12 protein-coding genes are annotated in these 16,204 nt (G+C 42.0%); 4 read left to right on the forward strand and 8 right to left on the reverse strand.

Features of this window, described 5'->3' with window-relative positions; translation table 11 throughout:
• Positions 1-1,056: NADP-specific glutamate dehydrogenase (gene gdhA, locus PR675_RS17715; protein ID WP_272582847.1), on the reverse strand; the 1,056-nt coding region annotated here is incomplete at its 3' end.
• A 265-nt stretch (positions 1,057-1,321) separates the two neighbouring features.
• Positions 1,322-1,756 carry a universal stress protein UspA gene (uspA, locus tag PR675_RS17720; RefSeq protein WP_004916030.1) on the reverse strand — a complete coding sequence of 145 codons (435 nt, stop codon included), beginning with the start codon at positions 1,754-1,756 and terminating at the stop codon, positions 1,322-1,324.
• Positions 1,757-2,229: 473 nt separating this feature from the next.
• Here uspA and uspB point away from each other — a divergent pair, with 473 nt between their 5' ends.
• On the forward strand, positions 2,230-2,565 hold the full coding sequence (uspB, locus tag PR675_RS17725; protein ID WP_004916033.1) for a universal stress protein UspB: 336 nt from the start codon (positions 2,230-2,232) through the stop codon (positions 2,563-2,565).
• Positions 2,566-2,685: 120 nt separating this feature from the next.
• Here the strand turns inward: uspB and pitA are convergent, their stop codons facing one another.
• Positions 2,686-4,173, reverse strand: coding sequence for an inorganic phosphate transporter PitA (gene pitA / locus PR675_RS17730; protein WP_004916035.1), 1,488 nt, complete (start codon positions 4,171-4,173; stop codon positions 2,686-2,688).
• 477 nt (positions 4,174-4,650) lie between these two features.
• Between pitA and PR675_RS17735 the strand changes: the two genes are divergently transcribed.
• The gene (locus PR675_RS17735) at positions 4,651-5,853 is read left to right on the forward strand and encodes an NAD(P)/FAD-dependent oxidoreductase (RefSeq protein ID WP_060561508.1); all 1,203 of its coding nucleotides are present in this window, start codon (positions 4,651-4,653) and stop codon (positions 5,851-5,853) included.
• Positions 5,854-6,391: 538 nt separating this feature from the next.
• Positions 6,392-7,090, forward strand: a complete 699-nt coding sequence (locus PR675_RS17740) for a pirin family protein (RefSeq protein WP_004916039.1) — start codon at positions 6,392-6,394, stop codon at positions 7,088-7,090.
• A gap of 86 nt (positions 7,091-7,176) precedes the next feature.
• Here PR675_RS17740 and pckA read toward each other — a convergent pair whose 3' ends face one another.
• The 4 genes from pckA to PR675_RS17760 form a co-directional block, all read right to left on the reverse strand.
• Entirely contained in the window at positions 7,177-8,796 is a 1,620-nt protein-coding gene (gene pckA, locus PR675_RS17745) for a phosphoenolpyruvate carboxykinase (ATP) (RefSeq protein WP_060561507.1), read from the reverse strand.
• 204 nt (positions 8,797-9,000) lie between these two features.
• Positions 9,001-9,873 carry an Hsp33 family molecular chaperone HslO gene (gene hslO / locus PR675_RS17750; protein ID WP_004916045.1) on the reverse strand — a complete coding sequence of 291 codons (873 nt, stop codon included), beginning with the start codon at positions 9,871-9,873 and terminating at the stop codon, positions 9,001-9,003.
• Between the two features lie 85 nt (positions 9,874-9,958).
• Complete coding sequence (gene hslR, locus PR675_RS17755; protein ID WP_004916047.1) at positions 9,959-10,366, reverse strand: ribosome-associated heat shock protein Hsp15; 408 nt, start codon at positions 10,364-10,366, stop codon at positions 9,959-9,961.
• A 51-nt stretch (positions 10,367-10,417) separates the two neighbouring features.
• On the reverse strand, positions 10,418-12,511 hold the full coding sequence (locus tag PR675_RS17760) for an IgaA/UmoB family intracellular growth attenuator (protein WP_004916096.1): 2,094 nt from the start codon (positions 12,509-12,511) through the stop codon (positions 10,418-10,420).
• 420 nt (positions 12,512-12,931) lie between these two features.
• On the opposite strand from PR675_RS17760, the gene nudE reads away from it, so the two are divergent.
• Positions 12,932-13,483, forward strand: a complete 552-nt coding sequence (gene nudE, locus PR675_RS17765) for an ADP compounds hydrolase NudE (RefSeq protein WP_004916049.1) — start codon at positions 12,932-12,934, stop codon at positions 13,481-13,483.
• A gap of 128 nt (positions 13,484-13,611) precedes the next feature.
• On the opposite strand, the gene mrcA is transcribed toward nudE, so the two are convergent.
• The gene (gene mrcA, locus PR675_RS17770; RefSeq protein WP_014657121.1) at positions 13,612-16,143 is read right to left on the reverse strand and encodes a peptidoglycan glycosyltransferase/peptidoglycan DD-transpeptidase MrcA; all 2,532 of its coding nucleotides are present in this window, start codon (positions 16,141-16,143) and stop codon (positions 13,612-13,614) included.
• Positions 16,144-16,204 lie beyond the last annotated feature (61 nt).

Raw genomic sequence — 16,204 nt, forward strand, 5'->3', positions numbered from 1 at the left:
AGTCGCTGGGATTGTCGTTGGCATATTCGCGCCTTCAGCAACCGCTTTAACACCATTTTTGATCAGCAATTCTGCGGCAGCAGTATCTAATTCGTTTTGTGTCGCACATGGTAGAGCAATATCAACAGGTACACACCAAGGTTGCTGACCTGCTAAGTAGGTTAAGCCAAACTCTTTTGCATAGGCCTCTACACGACCATAATTGTTTTTAATTTCTTCCAAACGCGCTAATTTTTCTGGTGTAAAGCCAGCTTCATCAACAACAGTACCATTTGAGTCGGATGCCGTGACGACCGTTGCGCCAAGCTCCATACATTTTTCAATCGTATACTGCGCAACGTTACCAGAGCCAGATACCGCTACACGCATGCCTTCAAAACCTAAACCATGGCGTTTTAACATCGCATTTGTGAAATACACTAAACCGTAACCGGTTGCTTCTGGGCGAATTAAACTCCCCCCGAAAGAGAGTCCCTTACCCGTGAAAACACATGAAGTATCATTCGATAATTTCTTCATCATCCCAGCCATAAAACCAACTTCACGACCACCAACCCCGATATCACCCGCGGGTACGTCAGTATCCGCGCCTAAATGGCGATACAATTCGGTCATCAGTGCTTGGCAAAAGCGCATCACTTCACCATAGCTTTTGCCTTTCGGATCAAAGTCAGAGCCACCCTTGCCACCGCCCATTGGTAAGGTTGTCAGTGCATTTTTTAGTGTCTGTTCAAAGCCTAAGAATTTTAGAATGGAAAGGTTAACTGAAGGGTGGAAACGCATACCGCCTTTAAATGGGCCGATAGCAGAGCTATATTGAACCCGCCAAGCCCTATTCACTTGCACTTTACCTTGGTCATCCACCCAACAAACACGAAACTGAATCACTCTTTCAGGCTCAACAAAACGCTCAAGTAGTGCTTGTTCACGATATTTAGGATTATTTTCTAAGAATGGCCAAAGTGAGGTAAAGACTTCGCGAACAGCCTGGAGGAATTCAGGTTGCTGAGGGTCTCTTTTTTGTACAGACTCCAAGAACGATGATAGTGAATTCATCTATATCTTCCTTTTTAAATTTTTTGTTGTGATATTCCTCACTCTTTCTTGTGATAATTTTTGGGGAAATGTGAGGTTGATTTGCATTTGCCTATTGAATATATCACTAGTTTGTATTCAAGTTTCAAGGTTTTTTTTACTCTAATACAAAAAAATTTTTCTTGACCCGACAATAAGTAACTTAATTTAAATTTTTTAAGCCAAAAAAAACGCCTGCATAAGCAAGCGTTTTTAGCGAATAGTTTTTCATTTTTAACTGAATGGATTATTCATCATCGTCATTCAGTGGAACAATCAACATATCAACATGGACAGTATTAATCAACTGGCGAGCTGAAGACATCAACTTGCTCCAAAAATCTTGGTGGTGACCACAGACCACTAAGTCCATATCATATTTTTTGATTGCATCAACCAAGACCTGACCAAGATCACCACTACCGCTCAATGTTTCTTGAATTTCATAACCTGCGCCTGCGGAGAGGTCTTTGAGTGAATTACGAGTTTCATCCGTGATACGCTGTTGCATGTCGCCCAAATTCACATCAATAAGGCCAGTGTAGAGATCTGAGTAGTTCACATCAACATGGATCATGGATACTTTAGCCCCGTAAGGTTTTGCCATAGAGACGGCTTTATCCAGTAATATTTTACTTTCAGGTGATAAATCTACCGCTACGAGAATATGTTTGTACGCCATAAAGTAAACTCCTTCCGAATGCTGATTTTGTGATAAGTTAAGAGCCTATCCTATTCTTAGCCTCTTAACTCACCAATCGCTTATAAATACTATACCTGCATACTATGATAGATAAGTGTCGTTTTGATCACATCTGTGCAGATTAGCCTAGTGAATCTTTCATCACATAACATTTTAGAAAACAATAACATCATCTCTACAATATTAATATATAAACGAGAGTTATGTGTGATATTTTTCAATATAAACAAGCAGTAGCCTATTTCTTAGATAATCATTCTGTTATTACACACTTTTACCCAATATCTCTTTTTTATCAGCTTAAATTCGGATAAAAATCGCTCAAAAATCCTCGGGTTTGCACTTTTTTTAGGCAACTTATTATCCTACAATAAACAATAAGCTAGCTTAACACTGTGTTTGCTTTATTTCCTTTGTAGCAACAGCGCAAGCTGATACCTAAGGAGGTGAGTATGTTCAGTATGGTTGCCTTGTTCTGGGCTTTATGCTTTTTGTGTATCATCAATATGATACGCTACTTTTCTTCCATCCGTGTTTTGCTTTATATCCTACGGGATACCGACCCGTTGCTTTATCAATCTGTCGACGGTAATGGCTTTTTCACAACCCACGGCCAGTTAAACAAACAGCTAAAACTGGTTCGTTATATCAATAGTAAGCAATACCTTGAGCATTTTGACGATGAGGTCATATTACGGTGTGAGAGGATACGCAAACAATTTCTACAAATTAGTCAGCTAAGTATCTTAGTGATTGTTAGCTTAATTTACCTACTTATTTTTGCTTAATAGCAGGGTAAAAAAACAAACTCGATACTCCACGGTTTTCAAGGCAAAAAAATAGTGATGAACTGAGCAGCTCATCACTATTATGTTGTATTCATTCTATCAACAGTTTGTGAAACTGTTCTAGATAATCATCAATGCAATCCAGTACAAACCACCAGATAGACAGATAGAAACAGGCAGTGTTAATAACCATGCCAAAGCAATACTCTTAATTGTCTTGCTCTGAACACCCCCACCGTCAACGACCATGGTTCCCGCAACTGCGGAAGATAATACCTGAGTCGTCGAAACAGGCATCCCTGTGTAGCTCGCAACACCGATTGAAACAGCGGCAGTCACCTGAGCAGAAACACCTTGCGCATATGTCATGCCTTTCTTACCGATTTTCTCACCGATAGTGACAGCAACGCGTTTCCAACCAAACATTGTTCCGAGAGACAGTGCTAAAGCAACTGAAATAATGATCCACAATGGCGCATACTCAACGGTATACAGTAAGTCATTACTCAATTTTTTCAGCAAGCTTGCATCTTGAGAGCTAGTTTCTGGCAGCTTAGCAACCGCATTTGCGGTATCAGAGATACACATTAATAAGCGACGCATATGATTACGTTGCTCTGGTGATAACTCATCGTAGCTTTGTACGCCATTCAACAGCTTTTGAGCTTGGCTCAGAACGATAGCCGTACGTGAGCTATCACAATGGAACTCTTCGCCAATTTCATCGGTGCCAGTCACTGCTGGTGTATTTTCAATTGCATGGTTGAGTGCTGGTTTATGTGTCTCATAGTATTGTTGCAAGTGAACAACAGCATCATGCGTTCTTGCGATATCGTAACCGCTTGAATTCATATTGACGACAAAACCGGCTGGCGCAACACCAATCAGTACTAACATGATAAGACCGATGCCTTTCTGACCGTCATTTGCACCATGTGAGAAACTCACGCCAACGGCGGAAAGAATCAGTGCAGTACGGGTCCAGAATGGTGGCTTGCGCTTACCATCTTTTTTCTCACGCTCTGCGGGCGTTAAGTGAATACGGCGACGTTTTTTCGTACCACTCCAGTAACGGCGTAGAACAAATATCATCAAGCCCGCGATCACAAAACCAATAGCAGGAGAAAGGATAAGGGACATGAAAATACTGATCATTTTGGGTATGTTGAGTGCATCCACAACCGATGAATCAGTCACAATTGCATTGGTTAAACCAACACCAATAATCGCCCCGATTAACGTATGAGAACTGGATGCAGGGATACCAAAGTACCAGGTTCCAAGGTTCCAGATAATTGCAGCCAATAGCAATGAAAAGACCATTGCTAGGCCGTGAGCTGAACTCACATTAAGCAAAAGATCTGTCGGCAATAGGTGCACAATTGCATAAGCAACGCTTAACCCCCCGAGCAGAACGCCAAAAAAGTTAAAAACACCCGCCATAACAACCGCGAACTGAGCGCGCATTGCACGGGTATAAATAACTGTCGCTACCGCATTCGCGGTATCATGGAAGCCATTTATAGCCTCATAGAACAGCACAAATAACAGTGCCAGTACTAACAGTAGGCCGGTGTAAAATTCCAAACCTGTAAAAAGATGTAGCATAGACGTTAAGCCATTTTATGTTGGTCATGAACGCGGCGCATTATCAGTGACAAACGCTAGCGGTGGAAGCAAAATCTAACCTTTTTTTGATTTCACTACTGTTGAAAAAAGTACAACATGATTATTATCCTATAATTATCAGCATATTACACAATTTGTTTTTATTCTGATTTTTTTTCTCTTTTTCGTTAGAATTTCACGCAAATCAGAGTAAATTCATCTTTTTTGGCGAATATCGAACGAACCGCTGATCTTTTAGAAAAACCCTAAAACCAATTTTGAGTCAGCGTCATTGATTAATCACTGACCAAAAAATAAGCCTAAAAGTTCAGCAGACCCTAATTATAATATGTATTCAATACTTTTCATCAGTTGTTACACGATACATGGTATCGCAACGATAAAAGTTTAACGAACACTAGCCACTCATAAAATTGTAGTGTCTTTTAAAATCAAACAGATAGAGAATTTCTTATTGTGAAAAATTATGACGTCATTATTCTGGGTGCAGGTGCCGCAGGACTTTTTTGTGCATCACTCGCAGGGAAGCGTGGTTTGAATACACTGGTCTTGGATAACGGAAAAAAACTTGGCAGAAAAATCCTCATGTCAGGAGGCGGGCGTTGTAACTTTACCAATATCTATGCCGAACACAGTAATTACCTTTCCGCCAACCCTCACTTTTGTAAGTCAGCACTTGCTCGCTATACACAGTGGGATTTCATTGCGTTGGTTAATAAATATAATATCCCTTACCACGAGAAAACATTAGGCCAATTATTCTGTGACAATAGCGCCCAAGATATTGTTGATATGCTCGAAGAAGAGTGCCGCTTACCCAATATCACCATAAAATTGCGTAGCGAAGTGACTGGCGTTGAAAAAATAGACAACGGTTTTGTGGTAACAGTGAACGGAAATAAAGTGAGTGCACACTCACTTGTTGTCGCAACGGGTGGCCTATCCATGCCCGGACTAGGAGCGACACCTTTTGGTTATCGAATTGCCGAACAGTTCGGTCATCAGATTTTACCAACCCGCGCAGCGTTAGTTCCTTTTACACTGCATAAGCCGCTGTTAGAGACGCTACAAGTCCTCTCGGGTGTCTCTGTTGCAGCAACCGTTACCTCCGCCGATGGTACTTTATTTAAAGAAAATATTCTTTTTACTCACCGTGGCCTATCTGGCCCCGCTATTTTACAGATCTCCAATTATTGGAACCCCGGAGAGTTTGTAAGTATTAACTTACTTCCTGAACACTCTCTGACGTATTATTTGGCTGAAGAAAAGCAAACACATCCAAACCAATCCCTTAAAACAACACTCGCCAAATTATTACCAAAACGGTTAGTTGAAGTTTTGCAAACGCTAGGCCAGATACCTGATTGCGCACTCAAACAACTTACCCACCCACAAATTGAGACACTGCATAACAACTTACATCAGTGGCAAATACAACCTAATGGTACTGAAGGCTATCGTACCGCTGAGGTCACTTTAGGTGGCGTTGATACCCGCGAAATTTCATCGAAAACGATGGGCTCACTAAAAACAGAAGGATTATATTTCATCGGTGAGGTTTTGGATGTCACAGGCTGGCTAGGCGGTTATAACTTCCAATGGGCGTGGAGTTCGGCTGCGGCTTGTGCGGAAAATCTGCCGTTACATACAGAGCAATAAACTATTTAAAGGCGTAACCTACGCAAAAAATCATTTAAAGCCACGCAATGGTTTTTGCATAAACATGATTAAACGGGGTAATAGCGAGGCATTCTAACCTCAATAATACCCCTACTTTCCCTATGTATCGTTCAAAAATCTCGCTGAACCTATAAAAAGTTAATCCATTGAAAAATAATGGATATTATTTAATTTGATAGAAATCATATAATTGCGGTTTTTATTGTAATTTATACGATTTTGATTAAAAAAAACACTTTACAAACGATAGTGATAACTATTATCATCAAATCACTACCTCGACATCACTGATACAGTCACTGTCTTGGCAGTACGACATTGCTCACATTGCTTCCAGTGTTTAGTTTAGCCAGCCTTGTGCTGGCTACTTTTTTATCTCCTGATCTTGTTCAAACTTTTTGAATTCTATGGTCAATCGTAACGGCTTCTCTCTATTATTAAATTGTTTAAACTGTCATCAACAAATTTAGCACTGTTCCAACATCGGTTGGCGATAGGCTTTTAAGGAGATGACACAATGATCTATTTACGCAAAGCAAATGAACGTGGCCATGCTAATCATGGTTGGCTAGATAGCTGGCATACTTTTTCGTTTGCCAATTATTATGATAAGCAATTTATGGGCTTCTCTGCGCTCCGTGTCATCAACGAAGACGTTATCGATGCAGGGCAAGGCTTTGGTACCCATCCTCATAAAGATATGGAGATCCTCACCTATGTTCTAGAAGGCACCGTTGAACATAAAGACAGCATGGGCAATATGGAGCAGATCCCAGCCGGTGAATTTCAAATAATGAGTGCGGGTACGGGAGTACGTCATTCTGAGTACAACCCTGATGATAAAAACCGCCTTCACCTTTATCAAATCTGGATTTTGCCGGAAAAGGCCGGTATCGAGCCACGTTATGAGCAAAAACGTTTTGATTCAAAGGATGGGAAACAGCTGGTGCTATCACCTGATGCGAGAGATGGCTCGCTAAAAGTGTATCAAGACATGACATTGTGGCGTTGGGCGTTATCGAACAATGACACCCAAACCTATGCGATTGCCGACAAACGCGTTGTTTGGATCCAAGTGGTTAAAGGCAACATCGAGGTTAATGGCCAAACTGCCACAACCAGCGATGGCTTAGCGATCTGGCAAGAAGCTAGCCTCACAATGACAGCGAGTGAAGACAGCGAAATTTTACTGTTTGATTTACCTGCGGCTGACTAATAGATGACTGCATGCAGATTTACCCACTCAATAAAAAACAAAGGCCCTGAATTCAGGGCCTTATAATTATTTGTTCAACAAACCCATTACAGTTTAGGGCCTGCTTTCACTAATGCTGCACCTGCTGGCGTGTCAGTATATTTGTCGAAGTTCTTCACGAAACGATCAGCCAAGTCTTTCGCTTTCTCATCCCATTGTGATTTATCAGCATAGGTATTACGAGGGTCAAGGATATTGGTATCAACGCCCGGTAATGCTGTTGGAACTTCCAAATCAAAGATTGGCAGCTTAATGGTATCTGCTTTTTCGATATCACCACTTAAGATAGCGTCAATAATAGCGCGCGTATCTTTAATAGAAATACGTTTACCAGTACCGTTCCAACCCGTATTCACTAAGTAAGCTTTCGCGCCGGCAGCTTCCATACGCTTAACTAATACTTCAGCATATTGTGTTGGGTGCAGTGATAGGAATGCCGCACCAAAACAGGCAGAGAAGGTTGGTGTTGGTTCAGTGACACCACGCTCAGTACCTGCCAATTTAGCCGTAAAGCCAGATAGGAAATGATACTGTGTTTGCTCTGGCGTCAAACGTGAAACTGGAGGTAACACCCCAAACGCATCTGCCGTTAAGAAAATGACTTTCGTCGCGTGACCCGCTTTAGAGACTGGCTTAACAATGTTTTCGATATGGTAGATTGGGTAAGAAACACGCGTGTTTTCTGTTTTCGAACCATCGTCAAAATCAACGCTACCATCCGCTAGTACCGTGACGTTTTCTAACAGAGCATCACGTTTGATGGCGCCATAGATATCTGGCTCGGCTTCTTTAGAAAGGTGGATAGTTTTTGCATAGCAACCACCTTCAAAGTTAAACACACCATCGTCATCCCAACCGTGCTCATCGTCACCGATTAGCTTACGTTTTGGATCTGTAGACAATGTTGTTTTACCTGTACCAGACAGGCCGAAGAAAATAGCGACATCGCCTTTTTCACCAACGTTAGCAGAACAGTGCATTGATGCGATGCCTTTAAGTGGCAGCAGGTAGTTCATCATTGAGAACATACCTTTTTTCATTTCGCCGCCGTACCAAGAACCACCGATTAACTGCATGCGCTCTGTTAGGTTGAAAGCCACAAAGTTTTCTGAGTTCAGACCTCGCTCTTTCCAATTTGGGTTAGTGCATTTTGCACCGTTCATAACGATAAAGTCTGGCTCAAAACCAACCAGTTCTGCGTCAGTTGGGCGAATAAACATGTTTTTAACGAAATGCGCCTGCCATGCCACTTCCGTGATAAAACGCACTTTTAAGCGAGTGTCCGCATTCGCGCCACAGAATGCATCAACGATAAACAAACGTTTACCTGATAGCTGCTCTGTCACTAAATGTTTTAATTCACTCCAAACTTCTTGGGTCATTGGTTTGTTGTCGTTTTTACCTTTGCCCTGATCAGCCCACCAGACAGTATCACGGGTGACATCATCACGCACAATGTACTTATCTTTTGGTGAACGACCAGTAAAAATACCGGTATCAACCGCAACAGCACCTAACGTGGTCACTGTGCCACGCTCATAGCCTTCTAATCCAGGTTTAGTTTCTTCCTTGAATAGCAGTTCATAACTAGGGTTATAGACAACTTCGGCTACATCATGAATGCCATATTGTTCGAGTTCCTTCGGGGTAATACTTTTAGCGCTCATTATTATTGCTCCTGGTAATCATAACTAATCTACAGATGATCATAATTCTTTACGACTAATTAACAGCGATAGCTATCAAAGAATTGAAAATGTATAATTTTTTTTAATTCATTATGAGACTTAGAGCACGTAATAAGCCTTTAAAATTATAAAAAAAGGGTGCAAAATTGCACCCTCGTCACATAATTAGGTTGCTAAATCGTATCAGTGAAGTTGCTGATTTTGCTCATTTTTCAACCCTTGAATATCGGATTCAATAAATACGTAGTGTGAGCCACAATATTCACACTCCATATCAATTTTTCCATCTTTTTGCAATATATCGATAACATCTTCTTCAGGTAAAGTCATTAATGTGCTTTCACAACGCTCCCGTGAGCAAGTGCAACGAAATTCAACGGATTGTGGGTCGTATAGCGTAACATCTTCTTCATGATATAAACGATGTAGCACCTCTTTGACATCCAGCTCACTCAACTCTTCGCCTTTAATGGTCGCGGTCAACTGCACTAAGTGATCAAAGATATCATGGCTACCTTCATCCGCAGCAGGGAGTACTTGCAGTAACATGCCGCCGGCAATCGCTTTACCTTGTGATTCACCAACGCGAATAAACAAGCGCGTTGGTAACTGTTCTGACTGCATAAAGTAAGCATCAATGCACTCTTCTAGCGTTTCACCTTCGATTGCAACAATCCCTTGATAACGCTCCCCTTGATTGGGTGTGATAGTAATGACCATATAGCCATTACCAATCATCTGCTTTAGTGTGCTCCCAGCAACCACGGGGCCATCAACACGCGCAACACCCCGCATTTGTTGTAAGTTATTGCCATTAATAACAGCCAAATTCACTGGGCCATCACCTTGGATTTGTACAGTAATATCACCGTCAAATTTCAATGTTGCGGTAAGCAGGCTGGTAGCAACAAGCAATTCACCTAATAGTCCTTTAACGGCATCTGGGTAGTCATGATTGTTCAGGATCTGCTGAAATGTCTCATCGACAGTGATCATCTCCCCACGTACAGCATGCTGTTCAAAAAGGAAACGGTGGAGTAGGTCTTGTTTAGCCATAATTTCTCTCTATTGCTTATGAGAGGCCTCGTTAAAAACCTCTCACCTTGATTAAAATGTTTTTAAATACGAATAACATCAACGGTTACACGTCATGGGAATTTGTCTGCTTAAATTTTAGCAGGGTTCGACGCTCTTTTTTATCGGGTCGCCGTTCTGGATGCGGCATCGTTAATGCGTTCATCTTCCGAGCTTGGGCCAATTTTTCACGCTGCTCTTGGCTCTCGGGGGTTTCACGATAAAGTAATTGGGCTTCTGGAGCGCCTCTGCGCTGACCACTCACTTCCAATACTTCGACAGTCCGTTCATCATTACCTTGCCTTAGCCTGATTAACGCATTCAGTTCAACAATTTTACCGGGCTTGGTCCTTTGCCCGTTGTAATGAACTTTTCCGCCATCAATCATATCGCGAGCTATCGAGCGTGTTTTGTAAAAACGCGCTGCCCATAACCATTTATCTAGGCGAACTTGTTCTGTAGGTGATTGTTTCATGATGTTATCCTCAGTGCCAATCTTTAAAATGAGGCCTCCATCATTTAGAAACTAACTTTGATTGGAGGGATTGTCTGCCTCAAAGCACTTATCATAATATCGTTTAATATTACGTAATCGCTTTTTATTATTCATGATACGGAATATGACTAAAGTACCATTTAATAACACGCCAATGCCGAGAAAGAGAGTGAATAAGGAACTGATCACATATTGCGACAATACCTTCTCATCCGGTTTGCTATGAAGGGTGATATGTAATGTCCCGTTCGCATCCGTCGACAAATCCGTGATAATACCTTCGACATCAAACGGGGTGTTGATAAGCAAGCCCGCTATCCGTTTAAGCTCCACCCAGCGTTGCAAAGGCGTCATATCATTGAATGTGCTCCCCACGATAAAATCGACGAGCGCTTTATTTTCATCACTGATCAGTAGCACGCCACCCGGTGGAGGGCTATTCAGTTTTGCAGCCTCTTTTTCAACTTCGACTTTGATAAATTCATATGTGGTGACTTCAACTAGCTTTTCCAAGGCCTCGGCACTACCTGCGCGTAATAAAACATGAGCGCCACTTAATTTCCCTGTGGACGCTTTAACAACAAGTGTTCCCCAATCATCGGTGCTGCCTAAATTGGTTAGCGCACTTTTCAGCTTAGAGCAGGCATGTTCTTGGTAACATAACTCGTTGGTTTTCAATATTATTTCAGAGAAATCAAAAATAATATTCATCCCTGATTTCATAATATCACGCTGTAAGCGCGGGTTAACCCCAACACTGTTTTTTTCAGGGTGTAGCTGCTTTTGCACTGTATTAAGTAGCCTAATTGCGCGCTCTATCACTTCAGATTCCGGGTCTGGCGTCAAATTCATATTGTTCCAATACACACCTGAACAATCAAAAGGCGCAAACTGAGCATGATTCGTATCAGACAGATTAGGCGGCCGATAGCACATCCCAACCCCTTTCGCACTTAAACTATCACCAACTTTTAATTTTCGCGTTTCCAGTTCAGCCACATTCATGACCTTGATCTTTTCAGCACCCTCAAGCCATGCAAACCCGAGTTTGATGGGTAAGCACATGGATTGATAGGAAAACATCAAAAATAAAACCAGTAAACCAGTTGCGAGTATCAGGAGATTTTTTTTATATCGCCGATAAGGGTAATAGCGCTCCTCTTCGTGCAATGATAGAAATTGCCCATGCCGCAAAACCTGCCCTGACGGGTACATGTCTATCTGAGTCGCTTTGTTTAACTCATGGTGGATATAAGGTTCCCAATGGGAAGGGTAATAGAGATCGATCCCCCCTATAGAGACGGTCGATGATTGCCTTTTATCTAATTCCCCATACAGTTCCCACCGTTTCGGTTGCCCAAAAACGCACTGCACATCTTGTAATTTCTTAGGGAAGACACGTAAGCGAAAGAGAGCCAATAGGCCCGCAACAAAACAGAAAAAGGCTCCGACAAACCCCCATGACTGCAAAAAAGGAATGGCAATTAGTGCTAAATACCCAAGTAAAAAGCTCAAACAAATCAGTAAAGTGCCTAGCCAACCAGAGGAATGATTTAGCCGATGCTCCTCAATAGTTTCTTTGCGAACACGCAATACTTGAACATTAGGTTCTCCTCTTTCATGAATTGCCGCTTCAGGGGTAACAATTTCCTGAATATCATCAGAGGTCCACTCATAATTAAAATCTTTTAACGAGAAATTATTTAGAGAAATAATTAATGGTAGATGGTTAGTTTCAACTAACTCCATCACATTTTTTTGCTGTAAATAAGGTTCAAGCTGGTGGGGAAGTTTAACTTCAATGGTATCAATAAAATAACGCCAACTATTCGCTTGCTCTTGCCGCAAATTAAATCGAGTGACTGAATTACACACCGTTGCGATCACGGCATTTTTCTTCAATTGCCACGGTGTTTGCTCAGCGCTTTGGGAAGGAAAAGGGTTGGTACGTAAGTACTGAGAGATGATTTGATAGTCGTTATCTATCATCTTCCGGTAAGATGGCTCAGCTTGAGAAGGGATCTGATAGACACCAGAATTCCGCCCCCGCCTGAAATACAGAAAGGAAGCCATTATAGTTAGGCTAATTATAAAAATAGCCATTATAATGACGTAAGTAAGCATTTTTTCCCCAGTGAAATAATATCAAGAAAAGCATAGCAATCACGGCGCTATCGCTATATAAGCCAATTCCTATTCTATTTTTAGTTTTTATGTTAATTTACAATATGTTGTAATTAAAAAATTTTATTTATTAATCTGTGCTCTTTTTATACACTTCATATATACATAAAACAATTCAAGTTGTATGTTTGTATACATGCTAAGTACGCCATTTTAATATAAAACCTAAGAGACGAAGCACTGTACCTTATTATCATACCTCTCACACAACTAGAAGTGCGATAGGTATACTAACAGCATTTTATCAACCCGATAATCTCTATCAATTTTTTTTGATATGGGTCATAGTTAACAACAGTGTAATAGCGACATTGTAGCGTCGCTGATATTTTTATTCACTCACCCTATTCGGGAATTGTTATGACTGAGCTTAAAAAGCCAAAAATCTTGAATATTCAGGATGTTGCTCATTCCAAGTTATTCAGTATCCAATCTGTTGACCTCGAGTTTAGCAACGGCGAAAAACGCATTTATGAAAGGATGCGTCCAGGGAAACGTGAGGCCGTACTCATTGTTCCTATCATCAATGATAGTTTGATCCTAATCCGTGAATACGCTGTCGGTATTGAAGATTACGAATTAGGGTTCCCTAAAGGCGCTATCGATCCCGGTGAAACCCCAATAGAAGCAGCACAACGCGAGTTAAAAGAAGAAATCGGTTTTGGTGCCAATCACATCACACAAGTGGCGAAACTCACCATGTCACCCTCTTACTTCTCTAGTAAGATGAATATTCTCATCGCAAGCGACCTCTACCATGAAAAGCTAGAAGGGGATGAACCAGAGCCTTTACAACAGGTTAGATGGCCAATTGCACGCATGATGGAGTTACTTGAACACCCTGATTTCAATGAAGCGCGTAATATCAGTGCCTTATTCTATCTTGAGCGTTATTTAAAAAAATACAATTAGCGCCATTTTTCCAAATAGATCACCGATTAATTTTTGCGTTAAAAATAAATAGGAAAATCAATACAACGATTTTCCTATTTAACATTTACTCTCTTGTTAGCTCCCCTTTGAACAGGGAGCCAAACACATTAGAACAGCTCTTGGCTTTCGCCACCCTCTTCAAAGATAGTCGTTCCAACCTCTTGAATAGCATGCTCTTTAGGCTCAGTACCCTCAATAAAATACTCTTTACGAGAATTGCCTAGCTTACCCGTCCGACTATCAATAGAAACAGCAATGATCCCTTTCGGTGGCTTCATCATCGTAACCGGTACACCTTCTAAGATTGACTTCATAAAGTCATCCCATATTGGTTGAGCGCTTTTCGCCCCCGCTTCACCACCGCTGATTGCAGTGCGCCCTAAGGTACGCCTATTATCATCAAAACCAATCCAAGCCGAGGCGACAACATCAGGGCCGTAACCGGAGAACCAAGCATCTTTCGAGCTATTCGTTGTGCCTGTTTTACCACCAATATCACGGCGACCACCTAGATCTCTCGCTGCACGCCAGCCAGTACCTAACCAACCTGGTTCACCATAGATATTCGTCATCATTGCATCCCTAATTAAGAACGCTAAAGGTGTGCTGATAACATGAGGCGCATACATATCTTGAGGTGTCGCTTCTTTTGGTGCCGCAGATGTCACTTCCATCGTTGGCTCTTGCTCCGTTGGTTTATCATCTGATTGAGTAATTTCTTCTGTCGACTCGTCATCAACACCTTTAAGGGCGATCGTACGCTCCGTATTTCCATAAATCACTGGAATATCAGTACAATCAGGGCAAGCTATTCTTGGATTAGCTTCAAAAAGCACCTCACCCTCTGCATTCTCAATTTTTTGGATATAGTAAGGGTCAATCAGATAACCACCATTCACCATCACCGCATAGCCTCGCACCATCTGCATTGGCGTAAATGATGGCGCACCGAGCGCTAAGGCTTCAGTCCGATTGATATTTTCCGCAGGGAAGCCAAAACGTGTGAGGTAATCGGCTGCATAGTCAACCCCCATCGCTCTCATGGCGCGTACCATAACCACGTTCTTTGATTCACCTAACCCTTGTCTTAAGCGGATAGGGCCTGCATAACGAGGTGGTGAGTTTTTCGGCCGCCAATCTGACCCTGCTCCCGCATCCCAACGACTGATAGGAACATCATTTAACAGTGATGCCAACGTCAAACCTTTATCCATCGCTGCTGTATACAAGAAAGGTTTGATATTCGAGCCAACTTGGCGTAATGACTGAGTGACGCGGTTAAACTCACTCATATTAAAGTCAAAGCCACCCACTAAGGCGATAATCGCACCATTATTTGGGTTCAATGCCACAAAAGCCCCGTTAACTTCAGGAACCTGTCCCAGCCACCAAATATCTTTTACTTTGCGGATCCAAACTTGCTCACCTGCTTTCATCACCGCATTCACTTTACTTGGCATGGCACCTTGCTGGGTATCGGAAATAAATTTACGCGCCCAACGCACACCCGCTAAAGTGATTTTCTCTGTTGAGCCATCGGCCAATTGCACCGTCGCTTCGCTGTCCGTTGAGGAAAGGACAACAGCAGGTAATAATGGCCCATAAACAGGGGATTTTTTAAGTTTTTCGATAATTTTTTCTGTCGTCCAAGCAGGCTCTCCTGCTGTCCACAACACGTCTGCTGGCCCGCGATAACCATGACGGACATCATAATCAATTAAATTATTGCGTACCGCATCAGTGGCTGCGAGTTGGTCTTTGCGAATAACCGTTGTGTAGACTTTGTAACCGTCAGTATAAGCATCTTCACCATGTTGCTCATACAATGTTTGGCGTGCCATTTCGGCGAGGTAAGGCGCTGAGAAATCAATTTTCGGTGCGTGATAAGACGCTTCAATTCGCTCATTTTTTGCCTGTTCATATTCCGCTTGGGTGATGTATTTTTCTTCTAGCATACGCCCAAGCACCACATTACGACGGCTAATCGCTTTTTCATAAGAGAATAAAGGGTTTGATGTCGAAGGTGCTTTTGGTAAACCCGCGATCATCGCCATTTCACTGAGCGTTAATTCATTGACCGTTTTACCAAAATACACATACGCGGCTGCGCCAACCCCATATGCACGGTTACCAAGGTAAATTTTATTGAGATACAGTTCCATGATCTCATTTTTGGTGAATAACTGCTCAATTCTCACCGCAAGAAAGACCTCTTTTACCTTACGCATTATGGTTCTTTCTGGGCTTAAGTAAAAGTTTCTGGCTAATTGCTGGGTGATTGTACTCGCCCCTTGGGAAGCACGACCCGAAGATGCCATTACCGTAACGGCACGGAAAATACCCACAGGGTCGATACCATGATGCTCATAAAAACGGCTATCTTCCGTTGCAATAAAGGCCTTGATCATCAGGGGTGGGATATCAGCTAATGGCAGCGGAATACGGCGTTTTTCACCATATTGTGCAATTAATTCACCATCAGCACTGAAGATTTGCATCGGCGTTTGTAGGCGGATGTCTTTCATTGTTGCGACGTCAGGTAACTCATTTTCGACATATTTGTACATGCCAAAAATCGAGGCGGTTCCCAAAAAAATGCAACAAATAACAATAATAAAAAAATATTTTACGAACTTCACCGGATAATTCCCATACTCAACAGACAGGAGGGTTTAGATATAGCTGGCGCGTAGTATAAAG

Source organism: Providencia sp. PROV261, assembly GCF_028477945.1.
GTDB lineage: Bacteria > Pseudomonadota > Gammaproteobacteria > Enterobacterales > Enterobacteriaceae > Providencia > Providencia stuartii.

Bases quoted from the DNA above. Each gene is read 5' to 3' on its own strand.
- uspB (WP_004916033.1), top strand. From the start codon at position 2,230: ATGTTCAGTATGGTTGCCTTGTTCTGGGCTTTATGCTTTTTGTGTATC.
- hslO (WP_004916045.1), bottom strand. From the start codon at position 9,873: ATGGCTAAACAAGACCTACTCCACCGTTTCCTTTTTGAACAGCATGCT.
- uspA (WP_004916030.1), bottom strand. From the start codon at position 1,756: ATGGCGTACAAACATATTCTCGTAGCGGTAGATTTATCACCTGAAAGT.
- hslR (WP_004916047.1), bottom strand. From the start codon at position 10,366: ATGAAACAATCACCTACAGAACAAGTTCGCCTAGATAAATGGTTATGG.
- PR675_RS17760 (WP_004916096.1), bottom strand. From the start codon at position 12,511: ATGCTTACTTACGTCATTATAATGGCTATTTTTATAATTAGCCTAACT.
- pckA (WP_060561507.1), bottom strand. From the start codon at position 8,796: ATGAGCGCTAAAAGTATTACCCCGAAGGAACTCGAACAATATGGCATT.
- PR675_RS17740 (WP_004916039.1), top strand. From the start codon at position 6,392: ATGATCTATTTACGCAAAGCAAATGAACGTGGCCATGCTAATCATGGT.
- pitA (WP_004916035.1), bottom strand. From the start codon at position 4,173: ATGCTACATCTTTTTACAGGTTTGGAATTTTACACCGGCCTACTGTTA.
- nudE (WP_004916049.1), top strand. From the start codon at position 12,932: ATGACTGAGCTTAAAAAGCCAAAAATCTTGAATATTCAGGATGTTGCT.